The following is a 13,972-nucleotide window of genomic DNA, read 5'->3' as shown; positions in this document are numbered from 1 at the left end:
GCGATGCCCGCCCCGCCCTCGTCGACGCGGTCCCACTCCTGCGCGGACTGCTCGATGAGGTGCGGTGCGGCTCAACCTGCGCGGCTGCTGTGAAGTCTCTTCTGTGCGAAGGGTGTTGACGCTGCGCCCGGGCGCTCTCCGGGAAAGCGGCGGGCACCGTACCCCGTAAAGGCAGGTATCCGTATGGAGCGAGGCATGGCAGCTCGTCGGATGGCGCGCGGCGCAGCGGGGGCGCTGGTTGCCGGGGCCCTCGCCGTCAGCGCGTTCATCGCCCCCGCAGGGGCGGGGGCGTCGGGTGGCGCTGCGCGGGGCGGGGGGCATGAGGCCACGCAGCGGGTCATGGACGCGATCGTGCGGGCCGGGGTTCCCGGGATTACGGCGCAGGCGAGGGACCGTAAGGGGGTGTGGCGGAGTACGTCGGGGGTCGGCGACCGCGCGACGGGCCGGCCGCGCAGCGTCGATGACCGCTTCCGTGTCGCCAGTATCACCAAGACGTTCGTGGCGACCGTGCTGTTGCAGCAGAAGGCGGAGGGGAAGGTCGGCCTCGACGACGCGGTGGAGCGGTGGCTGCCGGGTGTGGTGCGGGGCAACGGCAACGACGGGCGGAGGGTTTCCGTACGTCAGCTGCTCAACCACACCAGCGGGATCTATGACTACACCGAGGATCCCGGCCATCTCAAGAAGTACGTCCGGGCCCCGGGCTTTCTCAGGCACCGCTATGACACGGTGACACCCGACCTGGCCGTACGGACCGCCCTGTCGCACCGGCCGGCCTTCGAACCCGGCGCCCGGTACGGCTACTCCAACACCAACTACGTCCTGGCCGCCCTGATCATGGAGAAGGCCGGCGGCCGCAGCTACGAGGACGAGATCCGCCACCGCATCATCGAGCCGCTCGGGCTGCACGGCACCGTCCTGCCCGGCCATTCGGCGGACGTGCCCGAGCCGAGCAGCCGGGCCTACTCCACCCTGAGCGCCGATCCCGACGCGACGAAGGTCTACGACGTCACCCGGCAGAACGCCTCCCAGTCCTGGGGCGACGGCGACATCATCTCCACCGCCGCGGACCTGAACCGCTTCTACAGCGCCCTGCTCCGTGGCGAACTGCTGCCCGCCGAGCAGCTCGCCGAGATGAAGACGACCGTCCCGCACCCGCAGAACCCCGCATACCGCTACGGCCTGGGCATCGCGACGTACAAGACAGCCTGCGGGACGTGGGTCTGGGGCCACGATGGCGGCTGGCTCGGCTCGATCTCCCAGGCCGTCACCACCGAGGACGGCCGGCACACCCTCGCCCTCAACCTCAACGGCGACTGGGGCGTCCCCGACAGCGCCGGAACCGGCATCATGAAGGCGGAATTCTGTTCACCGGCGGGCAGTTGACCGGCCAGCAGGGGTCCGGCTCCAGGACGCCGTACGGGTGTGACTCCCTTCGCGTACGGCCCCGGCAGCCCACACCTGCGGGTTCCCCACTGGCATGTGATCCCTTGAGAGACGCCGGTCGGCCTGGGCTCCCGGCGACCGCTCTCCCAGCGATCCTGATCGCAGCTGCCGTGACCACCTGCGGCGTTCACCCGTGCGGGATCAGTGCCACGCACACCCGATTCGGCACAACACCAGCTCAGCCCGTCCCGCCGAAGGAACCACACCCGCCGCAGATGGCCGGGCCGGGATTCCGACGGCACCGCCCTGGCGGATCCTGTCCGCCCTGACAGGGCAGGGGCGTGAAGTCCCCTATCCGGATGCGTAGTTGCGTTCGGATCATGAGGCGCGCCGGGCCCGGGGAGGGTGGACGGCATGCGTACTCTCGGCATTGATCTGTCCGCGCGGCCACCGCGCACCGCCTGCGCGCTCATCGAGTGGCAGCTGGGCCGGGCCGTCGTACAGCGCCCCTACCAGGCCTGTGACGATGAGCGGCTGCTGAAACTGCTGTGCGCCCTGGGCGAGGGGGACCGGGCCGGGGTGGACTGCCCGTTCGGCTGGCCCGCCGCCTTCAGCACGGCGGTGGCCGCCCACGCAGCACCCCAGCCGTCCTGGCCCGGAAGGGATATCGACGGGGCCCAGGACCTGCGCGCCCTGCGCTACCGGCGCACCGACACGATGGTGGCCCGGACCGCACCGCGCCCCCCGCTGTCGGTCTCCTTCGACAAGCTCGGAGCGGTCGCGGCCCGCTGGGCCCGCCTGCAGGCACTGCTGGCATCCCGCGGCCGCGTGGTCGACCGCACCGGCGCCGGAACGATGGCGGAGGTGTACCCGGCCGCGGCCCGTCACCGCTGGGGCCTGACCAGCGGCACCCTGGGCGAACTGCTGGCCGCCGCCCCCTGGCTGCGCCTGGAGACCGGCGCCGAAGAAGAGTTCGCCGGCAGCCAGGACGCCTACGACGCACTCCTGTCCGCCCTGGTGGCCCGAGCGGTGGCCTGCGGCCTGACCACGTGGCCCAACAGCCCCGACGCGGCCCTGGCCCGCAGCGAAGGCTGGATCCACCTCCCCCACCCCAACTCCCTGCACCAGCTGCTCGCCTGATGCCTCCGGGGATCCGGCCCTGGTCGGCACCCCACTCCGCCGAATCACCGAAGCGCAGGACTGACTGCGATCGAAGCCGCCCACGAGGCGTGGGCCGCCACGGCGACCGGCTCTGGCACGGCGAGCGCGAACCGGTGGCGGACCGTGGCCGCGCAACGTTGTGATGGATGTATGGGCTACCGGGGTGTGATTCACCCTGGCCGACTCGGTGATGGACGGGCTGACGTGGACGGCTGACCCGGGTCGTGATGTCGCAGCCTGTCGCGGTCGTCGCGTTTCCCGTGAGGCGGGGTCAGGCGCTTCGGTGGCGGGGTTGGAGGTGGAGGTGGAGGTTGTGGGGGCGGATGACGATGTCCTTTTCGTAGCGGACGGGTACGGAGGTCGCGGGTGAGAGCTGCCAGCGGCGGGTGAGGGCGGCGAGGGCGAGGGTGAGTTCGCCGATGCCGAGGGCGTCGCCGATGCACTTGCGGGCGCCCAGGCCGAAGGGGATGAGGGAGCCGGTAACGGGGGGTGCGGTGTGCGGGGGCGCCCAGCGGTCGGGGTCGAAATGGTGGGGGCTCGGGTGGGCGGAGGGGAGGTGCTGGACGAGGTAGGCGCTGACGACGAGGGTGTCCCCGGCGTTCAAGGGGTGGCCGCCGAGGGTGGTGTTCCGGGTGACGGTGCGGGTCAGGAGCCAGACGGGTGGGTAGTGCCGCAGCGTTTCGGTGATGACGCGGCCGACGAGTTCCAGGTCGGGCAGGTGGGCGTGGGTGAGGGGGCCCGGGGGAAGGTCCGCGGCTTCGGCGTGCACGCGCTGCTGGAGGGCGGGGTCCTGGGCGAGGTGGTGGGCGGCCCAGGCGAGGGCGTTGCCGGTGGTTTCCATTCCGGCGATGAAGAAGGTGATGACCTGGTCGCTGACGTCCTTGTCGGACAGGGTGCGGCCGTCCGGGCCGGTTTCGGTCAGGAGGCTCAGGAAGGCGCCGTGGTCGGTGGCGCGGGAGCGGTGTTCGGCGATGATGCGGCCCAGGGTGGCGCGCAGGCTCCTCTGGGCGCGGGTGTAGCGGCGGTGGGCGGGCAGGGGCAGGCGGGTGTACGCGGCGGGGAGCAGGGCGTGGGTGTAGATGCCGGCGGTGATCGCGGACATGTCGTGGACCATGGTGGCGACGGTGGCGGGGTCCAGGGTGCCGTCGAAGAGGGTGGCGACGATCGCGCGGGCGGTCAGGGACTGGGCCTGGGCGGCCATGTCCAGGGTGCGGCCCGGCTGCCACTGGTCGATGCCGTCGGTGATTTCGGCGGCCATGAGGTCGAGGTGGGCGGGCAGGCGGTCCTTGTGGAAGACGGGCTGGAGCAGACGCCGTTGGTGCCGGTGGCGGGCGTGGGGGCAGGCGAGCATGCCGTTGCCCATGACGTCGGCGATGCGGTCGTAAAGGGGTCCGCCCTTGTCGTAGAGAGCGTCGTCGAGGAGGACTTCCCGGGTGAGGGCGGGGTCACTGACGAGAGTGGCGGTCAGCGGGCCCAGCCGGACGTGTGACAGCGGTCCGTGGGCGGGTGCGGCGGTGAGAAACCCCGCCGGGTCGTTGAGGAGGCGCAGGGCGTGCCCGACCAGGGGCAGCGCACCGGGCAGCAGGGGCAGGGGCGCGGAGGTGCCGGAGGGCCGGGAGGCGGTGAAGGTCATTGTTCTCCTGGCGGAAGCTGGGTGGGACGTGATCGGCGCCGGGCGCCGTGGGGCATGCGGGCGTGCTGGGGTTGCCGGTCAGGCGTTCCACCACCAGGCGGCAACGGGTGTGGTGAGGGGCTGATCGAGGCGCGCGGGGTCGGCGGGCCGGGTGACAACGGCGGGCATCCGGACGCGGGGGGCCACGGTCTGGCCGGGGTCGTTGGGGTCGTTGTAGCGGCCGCTGGTGAGGTGCCAGTGCAGGCTGCCGGCGACCCAGTCGGTCAGGGCCTGTGCGTAGCGGGCGAGCCGGGGGTTGTCACCGCTGGTGAGTTGCCGGGCGAGGTGGTGCAGCCGGTGCATGGCCCGGTCGTGCATCAACGTCGCTTCGCGCAGGGCCTGTTGGGGGGTGCAGCCGTGGTGCCGGGCGAGGACGGGCACCAGATTCATTGCCTCGGGGTAGCCGAAGTGCCGTTCGCGGAAGGTTTCCTTGTTGTAGGACGTGGTGTCGTTGTGCCAGGCGATGAGGGCGACACACAGGTCGTGCAGGACGTGGATGCGCGGGTCGTGGTACTCCTCGGCGGTCAGGACGTAGTCCTGGGCGATTTCGATGAAGGCGAGGGCGGACAGGGCGGCGCTGCTGCTCTGCCACATCATGAGGTAGTCGTCCAGGCTCGCCGAGTGCGGCTTCTGCCGGATGGCGGCTTCCCAGACCAGGCCGGAGAAGTACGCGTCGACCTGGTCGGTCCACCGGTAGACCTGGGCGGGGGTGCCTTGTTGGGCGAGGGCGTGGCGGATGTCGAGGAGGGAGGCGGCCCACTTGTCGTCGCGCATCAGCGGGGCGTCGGGAGTGTGCAGGGCACGGCTCAGGCGGGCGAGGTAGGGGGCGAGGGTTTCGGGGGTGGTGCCGCCGAGGGTCTCGTCGCACAGTGCGTCGTCGAAGGCGAAGAGCCAGTTGCAGTAGTTCGTACCGGCCAGGAGGGTGTCGGCACGGCCGTCGGGGATGCCGAGGCCGACGAAGTCCCCCACATGGGCACGGCGGGTGTACTCGCGGTGTGCGTCGTCCCGGAAGAGGTCGAAGTACTGCATCCAGGTGAGGCTCCCGGCGTCGACGGCCTGGGCATGCGGAGAGCGGCGGGCGGGGAACGGGCAGTACAGGGGCGGCACGGTGAGCGGAGTGTGTGTGCGGGTGGCCATGGAACCTCCTGGGTGAATGGCCGGGGCGGGTGAGGGGCCGGGCCTTTGAGGGCCCGGCCGGGAGGGTGCGTGCGGAAGGGTCAGGCCGTGGGAGCCGTGGGGATGGTCACCGCGGCCCGGTCGGCGGGGGCGGGGACGTGGGCGAGCGGCGGGGCGGGACGCGGAGAGCGGATCATCATCACGCACAGGGCCAGGGCCCACAGGGCGAAGCCGACGTAGGAGCCGAAGCTGCCCCAGCCCCACGGGGTGAAGGGGGTGTCGCTGGTGGTCAGGACGTTGAAGAAGTACCCGAAGTGCGCCACGGCCAGGACGTGGGAGGTCCAGCCGGTCCAGCGGGGCAGGGTGGTGTTCTTCAGGATCAGGCTGCCCGCGGCGTAGGAGAACAGGGCCAGCGGCAGGGAGCCCGCGTAGCCGAACGTGACGCACAGGTCGTAAGTGAGGTGCAGGTAGGCGCTGCTGATGGCGTCCGGGCGCTCGGCGGCGACGGGGCCGAGGAGGAACGCGGCGTTGGACATCATCCAGCAGATGCCCACGGACAGGGCGCTGGGGATGAGGAGTTCGGCCTGCAGCGGCGCCCGCCCCGGGGCGGTGAGCCACCGCTTGAGGCCGGCGGCGAACCAGATGAAGAGCAGGCCGAAGGCGATGTCGATGGTGTAGCCGGAGATCGACGGGTTCTCGGCGAACCAGGTGCCGATGCTGTCGGAGGAGTCGCTCCAGTACGGGAAGGGGCGGCTCAACGGGTTACGGACGAAGGGCAGCGGGACCAGGAAGAGCGCCACCATGGCGATCCCGATCCAGCCTGCGGTCCGGGTCTCGCGGCGTTCGTCGTGGGCATTGAGCATGGAAGTGTCCTTCGGTTGAGGAGAGCGGGACGGGACGGCCGTGCCCTGGCGGGGCACGCAGGTGCGGGCGCAGGAAGCGTGCCCGGTGGGCAGTGGGCCGCGGAGCGGAGCAGGCCGCAGGAGAGGGTCAGCCGGGCAGGCGTGGGTGCGGGCGGGTGCGCCGCCGAGGCTGGGAGGGCCGGGTTTCGCCGAGACGGAGAAGCGGCTCGGCCGGTGGGAGAGGGCCAGTCATGGAGCCTGTGCCACCGATCCCGTCGGCCGGGCGGCGGGACTGCTGCGAGCCGATCCCGGCAGCGGGCAGTCGGTCAGCGCAGGCCGGCGAGCCAGGAATCGGCGGGAACCAGCCCCTTCCAGGGGCGGTCGGCGGCGGAGTCGGCCAGGGCGGTGAGCGCGTCCGCGAGGCGGTGCAGCAGGTTCTCGGCGTAGTGCGGCGGGGCGTAGGCGGGGTCGAAGATGACGGCCAGGTCCAGTGCGTCTCCGTTCTCGCGGGCCAGCAGGCCCAGGTCGCAGGGCAGTTGGAAGAGCTGGCCGGAGAAGGCAGGGTCGAGCTGGTCGGTGCGCTCGACGGCGCAGCCGGTCAGGCGCAGCCCCTCGACGGGTGGCAGGTAGTCGTAGAAGACGAACTGTGAGGCGGCGAAGAGCTCTCCGATCGGCGGGTGCACTCCTGCCAAGGTGAGCAGGGAGGAGCTGTCGTGACGCAGCGCCTGGTGCAGGGCGGCGTCCGCGGCGTGCAGGGCCTGGCGCACGGTCAGCGCGGGATCTTGGGGCACGTGGTGGCGTACGGGGACGGCCTGGGCGTACAGGCCCGCGGTGTGGGCGGTGCCTGCCGGGTGGGCGGCGCTCACCGCGAGAAGGAGCGTCTCGTCCTGCCCTGTATCGGCTGCCACGGCGGCGGCGAAGAGCGCGTACAGCGCGCTTGCCGGGGTCAGACGTTCGGTGCGGGCCAGCTCCCGGAACGCGGTGGCGGTGGCGGCGGGGACGCGCCGGGTCCGCAGCAGGGCGTCGTGGACATCGGTGTGAGCGCCCAGCTGCGCGGGCGGGATCAATACGCCGGGGCGGGCTCCGGAGAGCCGTTGCGCCCAGAAAGCGACGTCCTCGGCGCGCGGTTCCTCCGGTGCGTTCAGTGCGTAGTAGTCGGTTGGCGGCAGGGAGCTGGTGCGGCCCGCGACAGCGTCCGCGTACAGGGTGGACAGCTGCTGTTCGACGAGGTTGAGGGACCAGCCGTCGGAGGTGAGGTGGTGCAGTCGCAGGCCCAGCAGGTGATCGTGCGGGCCGGCGGTGAGCAGGGTCGCGGTGAAGACGTGCCCGGCAGCGGCGTCGAGGGGATCGGCGGCGTGCAGGGCCGCCAGGGCCTCCTCGGGGCCGCCCTGGCCGGGTACGGGGTCGCGGTGGTGGTGCAGGACCGCCTTGCCGGCGGGGCGGACGGTCTGGTGCAGGTCGCCCGGTTCGCCGGTCAGGCGCACCGCGGTGCGCAGTGCGGGCTGGTGGGCCACGAGACGGTCGACGGCCACCGACAGGGCAGCGACGTCGAGGGGGCCGCGGATGCGGTAGTGGCATTCCAGCGAGAATCGCGGTCCGTGACTGGGCAGGATTCCGCCGGCCCGGTCGTCGTTGACCCGCAGGAACTGTTGCGTGGGCCCGACGGCCAGCCGCACCCCGTCCGGACCGACTTCCCGCAAGGCGTCCGGCACGGGCGCAGCCCGCTGGCCGGGCAGTGGCGTGTCCGCGGCCGGACGGGCAAGGTGTGCGGCCAGTCGTGCCGCGGTGGGGTGCTCCAGCACGGTGCGGGACGGGACGCTCCGGCCCACGGCGTCGCCGATCTGCGTGGCGGCCCGAACGGCCCGCAGCGAGTCGCCGCCCAGTTCCACGAAGTCGTCGTCCACGCCCACCCGGTCCAGCTGCAGAACGCTCGCCAGGATCTCGGTGAGAGTCTCCTCGACCGGTGTCTCCGGTGCCCGGTAGGACGTGGACACCACAGGCCGTTCGCTCGACGGTGCGGGCAGGGCCGCCCGGTCGAGCTTGCCGTTGGGGCCCAGGGGCAGTTCCGTCAACAGCACGTACCGGCTGGGCCGCTCGTGCTCGGGCAGACGGGCATCAGCCTGACGGCGCAGCGCGGGCAGCAGTTCCTCGCAGGCCCGGGCCAGGACGTGCCGGTGCAGGGGCGCCGAGACGAGTTCGTCGTCGCACACCGGCCGCGGCCACCGGATCGCGGGCGTCTCGGCAGCCACGCCCGGGTCCGCAGAGGCGGTGGGAAGGAATACGGCGTCGAAGGCGCCGTCGCGGTATCCCGCCGCACGGGACAGCCGTACCTGCCGCCCCAGTTCCGCTGCCAGTTCCTCCACAGCCGCGGGGTGTACGGCGTCGGCTTCCGCTCGTGCGGCCAGCGCACGCAGGTCGGCGGCGGTGAGTCCGCTGCGGCCCGCCGCGAGGGCATCCCGTACCGCGCACGCCCCGGCCGTACGGCGGTCGGGCACCCGCAGGACGCCTACCGGGCCCGCTTGCGCTGCCAGCAGCTCACGCAGCCCGCCCAGGGCCCCGGGCCAGGAGCACCACTGCTCCACCTCGATGACGGAGGCCGGGAGTTGGGGGGTGAGGACCGCGTCGAAGCGGAAGTCGTTCATCTCGTTGCGGGCTCGCCCGGTGCGCGGCCGCACCTCGGCATGCGGCGCTCCGCAGCGGGTGAACCAGCGCGGGTCCACCAGCAGGTACGGATCGAGCGCGACCCGGCGCCGCCACCGGGTACGCAGCACCTCCACTCCCACGGCGTCGTCTGCCCCGTCGAGAACCACGGCGGCGTGGAAGGCGTCCTGCACCGTACGGTCCTTCACGTCTGCGAACACCACCCGCCCGCCGGGCGCGGACGCCCCCAGCGCGGCCGTCACGGCCCGGGTCAGATGCGCGTCCGAGTGCAGGTAGGGCACGACCGAGTTGCACAGCACGAGATCCATCCCCGTGACGTCCCCCGCACTGGTCACGTCCCCCTGCCGCAGCTCGACATGGGACAGCCCCATGGCGTCGAGCCGGGTGCGCAGGGCGGCGAGGGACTCGGCGGAGGTGTCCACCCCCACGACGCGCGCCGCCGCTTCGGCCAGCCGGGTCAGGATCATGCCCGAGCCGCACCCCAGGTCCAGCAGGCTGCCCGGGGGGCCGCCCTCGGTGGCCAGGCGCACCGCGGCATCGACCCACTCGTCCATCTCCGCGTCCGGAAGCCGCTCTCCGGTGTAACTGCTGGTCCACCCCGCCCGTTCCGCACGGAAGTCCAGACCGCGGAAGAGCTCGTCCCAGGTCTCGTGCAGCTGCCGGGCCGCGCTCCGCTCGTCCCACTGCGGGACTACGTGGGCCACCAGGCGGCCCTGGTGGGCGCTCACCGCCGCATTCCGCACCCCGGGCACCTCTTGCAGCACCCGGGCAACACCCTCGGGCTCCACACGGAAACCACGCACCTTCACCTGGGCATCGCGTCGGCCCAGTAGCTCCAGCCTGCCGCTCTCGTCGAATCGACCGACATCACCCGTGCGGTACATCCGCTGGCGTGCGTCGCCCGGACGGGGCACGAAACGGGACGCGGTCAGCTCGGCGTCCCCGGGGTAGCCCTGCGCCAGCCCGGCCCCCGCGACGCACACCTCACCAGTCTCACCTGCGGGAACGGGCTGCCCGTTCCCGCCGATCACGAGTACCGGCGTACCCGGCAGCGCGGCGCCGACCGTGACGGGCTCCCCCGGCCGAAGCACTGCGGCCGCGCACCACACAGCTGCCTCCGTGGGCCCGTAGGCGTTGACCAGTTCCACGCCCGGCATCCTGCGGTGGTGATCGGCGGCCAGCTCGCTGGGGCACTGCTCTCCCGCCAGCACGACCTGCCGCAAGTCCGGCGACGGCCCCTCCAGACGGGGCAGTACCGCTCCGTACAGCGAAGGCGTGAGGACGACATGGCTGACCGGCCCCCGGGCCAACCGGGCGGTGAGCTCGCTCAGCGCCTGCGACGGGTCCGCGGGAGCCAGCCACACGGTCCCACCGGCCAGCAGCGTCCACCAGATTCCTGGCAGTGCCGCGTCCGTCGTCATCGGCGATACGACCGCCATACACCGGACAGGCACGGCAAAGCGCTGCGCATAGGCTCGCATGGTGTGCGAGATGGCTCTGTGCGCGACCGCGACCGGCTTGGGCCGACCCGACGTGCCCGAGGTGTGGATGATGTACGCAAGCGTCTCCGGCGAAGGTCCTGGCAGGCTCCCGGCTTCCACGGAACCGATGCCGCAGTGGTGGCCGGCCACCGGCTCGTCGATGTCGAGCCGGTCGACGCCATCGGGCAGGCGCTGCCCCGACAGTGTGAGCACCCGCCGCGCGCCCACCCCCGCCAGCAGATCACGAAGCCGGTCCGGCGGATCATCGGGGGACACCGGCACGTACACCGCGCCTGCGGCGAACACCGCCAACTGCGCCACTACCGCCCGCACACCTCGCGGGACGGCGCAGGCCACCGCGTCCCCCGGGCCGATCCCGCCCGAACGCAGGTACCGGGCCCATGCGGAAGCTTCATCCACGAGCCGGGGATAGGTCAGGCTCTCCGAGGCATCGGTCACCGCTGTCGCGCCTGGCAGTTCTTTCGCACGCTCGCACAGCAGTTGCCACAAGGTAATGCCGCATTCCGGGTGCGGGGAATCCGAACGGGCCTCGCACGATCCGAGAATGTCAGTCACGTTTCTCCCGAAGGTAGCGACGTACGCGTCAAGTAGAAGCACCCCTGGCAAAAGCCGGCCATAGAGACAGCAGCTCAGAAAGTGCATCAGGGAGCTCGAAGTGAAAACGCCTGCAGGCTCAAAAAGAGAGAGCCGCAATACCAACCTTTTTCGTCCGGATACATTCCCGAGATGATCGGCGTGGCAAACACCTTGCCTGCTCGAATTTATTCAGGAGGTAAACGGGTTTCTCGTCGTGCGAGGTGAATATGATTTCAGGCGTGAGGATCCAAGCCTGATTTTTCCTCGCAAGCTCTGCTGCTCACGGGGCGCCGGAGGGGAAGAGGTCCCTCCCGGCCGGTGCGGGGCCGGCGGCAAGACGTGCCCCTGCTCCGACTTTCAGAACGGGGCAGAGCCGATACCGCCGGCGCCGAACAGATGCGGTCCTCGCGGGCCACCCCGGCAGATGTTTGGCGGGACAGCAGGCAATGCCGTCACAGGAACAGAAGAACCGTGCTCTCCTGCCGCGTGCCCTGCGGGGGTGAGATGTGCGAGGAAACCGAGGTGACGGTCAGACCACGCTGCCGAGGAAGTTGCTGCCCGCATCGGAGAGGTCGTCGCTGAGCAGGTACTGCGCCCAGCCCGCGTGGAATTCTTCCCGGGCGACCTGTCCGTCGTTGTTCGTATCCAGCAGTGCACACGTTGCCGCGGCCTCGGCCGGGCTGGAGCCCAGGGCCTCCAGGTAGCGCTGGAAATCGGCGACCGGGACGAGTCCGTCGTCGTCTTCGTCGATGGCCGAGAATTCGGCGTCCAGTACCGATCGGCACCCGGAGACCACCTGCTCCCGACGCCCCAGGGTGTCGGACATGGCGGACCGGAACTCCTCGCGGGTGATCACGCCGTCGCCGTCGCCGTCTGCCGCCGCCACGAGACGGTCCCACCCCTCCCGGTAGGCGGTGAACAGCTCAGTCGCCTTGGCGGAGTCCGCGGGCACACGTCCCGAGCGGATTACCTCCTGGCCCATGCGCTCACAGTCGGCGAACTCCAGGAGTCCGTTGCCGTCGACGTCGAGCCGATCAAAGATCAAGTCATACTTGCGCAGAATAGGGTCGGGGGTCACCGTGTCACTCCTCGATGAATGGCTTCTCCGGATGTTGCACCGCCCGGTCCGAAACCCGGCAATAGCTATTGCGTCCTGTCCAATGCAGCGGCGCCATACACCCCGTTCGGCGAACTTCTCGCAAATGGGGTAGTCGCATAAGCAAGTTCATAGCAGAACGGACGGTGTGTCACCGGCCGGGAGCGGTCGGTCTTACCGTGAGCGCGTACGCCCGCCGGCCCGCTCGCGCCTTCACCAGCGACAAGGCACTCGAACGACAGACCGGCAACAGGAGTCGAATACCGGCATCGGGTTGCTGCCGCTTTCCCAGCACACCAAGTGCAGAAACGGTCGAGGACGCGGTTACGACTTCGTGGCCGTCTGCTGAACTGGCCGGCAGTCTTCCTCGCCCTTGCCGACGACGCGACCACCCGAGGCGAGCAGGACCCTTGCGAGAATCCTGGGACTGGCCAGTGCGGTATGAGGCTTGAGTATGTGAAAGACGTGGATGAACAGGTTGTACAGACCTGGATCGGTCACCATGAGCCGAAGCAGGTGTCGCTTGTACCACGGGACCGGTCGCAGCCAGAAAGGCAGGGGCTGGCCTCGGCTGTGATACTGCCAGACGAGGTCGTCGCTTGCGGTCATGACCCACTGCCTGCGGGCGATACGTGCGATGTGCTGCTGGAAAGACCGCGCGAGGCCATCGATGGTGTGCGGCCGGACTCGCCGCACCCGAGCCAGATGCTCCGCCAGGATCCGGGCTTCGAGCACGGCGGTAGCCATCCCCTGCGCGTAAGCCGGATTGAAGGCGGCGACAGCGTCGCCGACGGCCACGAGCCCCTCAGGCCATCTGCGCATCCGCGCGTACTGAGTGAGACGGTTCTCGGTACGCCTGAATACATGGATTTTGCCGTCCGGTACCGGGGTGGCACAGGCCAGCAGCCGGTCGAGATCGGGGTTCTTCAGGCTCACGGCGAACCGCCGCCAGCCGTCGGGGTCCACCGGCGGGTGGTCTCCGCCCGCGCCGAACAGCGTGACCAGCCAGTTCCCGTGCTCCAACCGCGCGGCGAACCCACCGCGCGGTTGCTCGGGCGCGTTGTACGGCTGGAACAGCGCGTCGAAGTCCTGTGACGGTGCCTCCATGGTCCTGGTCGCGTAGACCAGATCCGCATCGGTGACTTTCTGCGCCGGCCTCGGAAAGCCCGCCTGCTCCAGCCAGTTCGGGAGGGGGGAGAACCGCCCGGAAGCATCCACGACCAAAGCCGCTTCGAGCGTACGCCCGCCCGCCAAACGGGCTCCAACTACCCGCGATGTGCCGTGATCCCAGCACAACCCCTCGACCCGGCTCCGGTCGCGCACAACCACTGACGTGTCCGTCAGCACTCGCTGGCGCAGTCTCCATTCCAGCAAGTCCCGCGAGAACGCCTGCACGGTCACGTTCATGGGTGCACGGGGGAGCCGGCAGCCGGCAACCGTCGTCGATGCCCGCAGCCCGAAGTCGAACAGCGGCGCCCCATCTGCCGAAAGTTCCTCGCGCAGTCCGGGAAAGAGACGTTGCAGTTCTGAGGCACCACTGATCAGCAGACCGTGCTGGTGCCGTGCCTGCGCAACACCGCGGCGGGGGGCGGCCGTTGACGGCAACGAAGCGGCTTCCAGTACGACGACACTCTCGAAATGGTCTGCGAGCACCCGAGCCGCAACCAGTCCCGCGATACCTGCGCCGATGACTGCTGCCCGCCCCGCGAATTTCACCTGCCGATGTTCCGGCATATGCGTCCTCCCAGTGTGGTTGTTGTGTCGCGCGGCTTGTCGATCAGCGGACCGGGGCGGCCCTGGCACAGGCGGCAGGCTGCACGGCTCGGGGCCAGAGCAGACCCGCTCATCACCGGGGTGAGGCGTGGGCCGGTGCGCGGTCGCGGGCGAACGAAGATGTCCTTCGGTCAGCGACTCCCCGCCGTCAGCGGGTACGCCTCAGGACGTTCCGGCTGTTGACGGCCGC

General features: G+C 70.7%; 8 protein-coding genes. 2 read left to right on the top strand and 6 right to left on the bottom strand.

Features of this window, described 5'->3' with window-relative positions; all coding sequences use genetic code 11:
- Nucleotides 1-195 precede the first annotated feature (195 nt).
- Entirely contained in the window at nucleotides 196-1,383 is a 1,188-nt protein-coding gene (locus tag AC4IJH_RS04800; RefSeq protein WP_490850232.1) for a serine hydrolase domain-containing protein, read from the top strand.
- A 414-nt stretch (nucleotides 1,384-1,797) separates the two neighbouring features.
- On the top strand, nucleotides 1,798-2,523 hold the full coding sequence (locus AC4IJH_RS04795) for a DUF429 domain-containing protein (RefSeq protein ID WP_490850231.1): 726 nt from the start codon (nucleotides 1,798-1,800) through the stop codon (nucleotides 2,521-2,523).
- 292 nt (nucleotides 2,524-2,815) lie between these two features.
- On the opposite strand, the gene AC4IJH_RS04790 is transcribed toward AC4IJH_RS04795, so the two are convergent.
- The 6 genes from AC4IJH_RS04790 to AC4IJH_RS04765 all read right to left on the bottom strand — a co-directional run bounded on the left by AC4IJH_RS04790 (nucleotide 2,816) and on the right by AC4IJH_RS04765 (nucleotide 13,743).
- Nucleotides 2,816-4,177: a cytochrome P450 gene (locus AC4IJH_RS04790; protein WP_490850230.1), complete on the bottom strand. Its 1,362-nt coding sequence runs from the start codon at nucleotides 4,175-4,177 to the stop codon at nucleotides 2,816-2,818.
- A 78-nt stretch (nucleotides 4,178-4,255) separates the two neighbouring features.
- Nucleotides 4,256-5,353, bottom strand: a complete 1,098-nt coding sequence (locus AC4IJH_RS04785) for a terpene synthase family protein (protein ID WP_490850229.1) — start codon at nucleotides 5,351-5,353, stop codon at nucleotides 4,256-4,258.
- Between the two features lie 80 nt (nucleotides 5,354-5,433).
- A complete protein-coding gene (locus AC4IJH_RS04780; protein ID WP_490850228.1) occupies nucleotides 5,434-6,195 on the bottom strand; it encodes a hypothetical protein in 762 nt (253 codons plus the stop codon).
- 305 nt (nucleotides 6,196-6,500) lie between these two features.
- Nucleotides 6,501-10,979 carry a non-ribosomal peptide synthetase gene (locus tag AC4IJH_RS04775; protein WP_490850227.1) on the bottom strand — a complete coding sequence of 1,493 codons (4,479 nt, stop codon included), beginning with the start codon at nucleotides 10,977-10,979 and terminating at the stop codon, nucleotides 6,501-6,503.
- A 463-nt stretch (nucleotides 10,980-11,442) separates the two neighbouring features.
- Entirely contained in the window at nucleotides 11,443-11,991 is a 549-nt protein-coding gene (locus tag AC4IJH_RS04770; RefSeq protein WP_490850226.1) for an EF-hand domain-containing protein, read from the bottom strand.
- A gap of 342 nt (nucleotides 11,992-12,333) precedes the next feature.
- Nucleotides 12,334-13,743 carry an FAD-dependent oxidoreductase gene (locus AC4IJH_RS04765; protein ID WP_490850225.1) on the bottom strand — a complete coding sequence of 470 codons (1,410 nt, stop codon included), beginning with the start codon at nucleotides 13,741-13,743 and terminating at the stop codon, nucleotides 12,334-12,336.
- Between the last annotated feature and the right edge of the window lie 229 nt (nucleotides 13,744-13,972).

The sequence above is a fragment of the Streptomyces sp. UF-297 genome, assembly GCF_058245575.1.
This window is presented reverse-complemented; position numbering and strand designations above follow the sequence as displayed.

What these genes read in the sequence shown, in the direction of transcription:
- AC4IJH_RS04790 (WP_490850230.1), bottom strand. Translation starts at nt 4,177, where the DNA reads ATGACCTTCACCGCCTCCCGGCCCTCCGGCACCTCCGCGCCCCTGCCC.
- AC4IJH_RS04780 (WP_490850228.1), bottom strand. Translation starts at nt 6,195, where the DNA reads ATGCTCAATGCCCACGACGAACGCCGCGAGACCCGGACCGCAGGCTGG.
- AC4IJH_RS04800 (WP_490850232.1), top strand. Translation starts at nt 196, where the DNA reads ATGGCAGCTCGTCGGATGGCGCGCGGCGCAGCGGGGGCGCTGGTTGCC.
- AC4IJH_RS04765 (WP_490850225.1), bottom strand. Translation starts at nt 13,743, where the DNA reads ATGCCGGAACATCGGCAGGTGAAATTCGCGGGGCGGGCAGCAGTCATC.
- AC4IJH_RS04795 (WP_490850231.1), top strand. Translation starts at nt 1,798, where the DNA reads ATGCGTACTCTCGGCATTGATCTGTCCGCGCGGCCACCGCGCACCGCC.
- AC4IJH_RS04785 (WP_490850229.1), bottom strand. Translation starts at nt 5,353, where the DNA reads ATGGCCACCCGCACACACACTCCGCTCACCGTGCCGCCCCTGTACTGC.
- AC4IJH_RS04775 (WP_490850227.1), bottom strand. Translation starts at nt 10,979, where the DNA reads ATGCACTTTCTGAGCTGCTGTCTCTATGGCCGGCTTTTGCCAGGGGTG.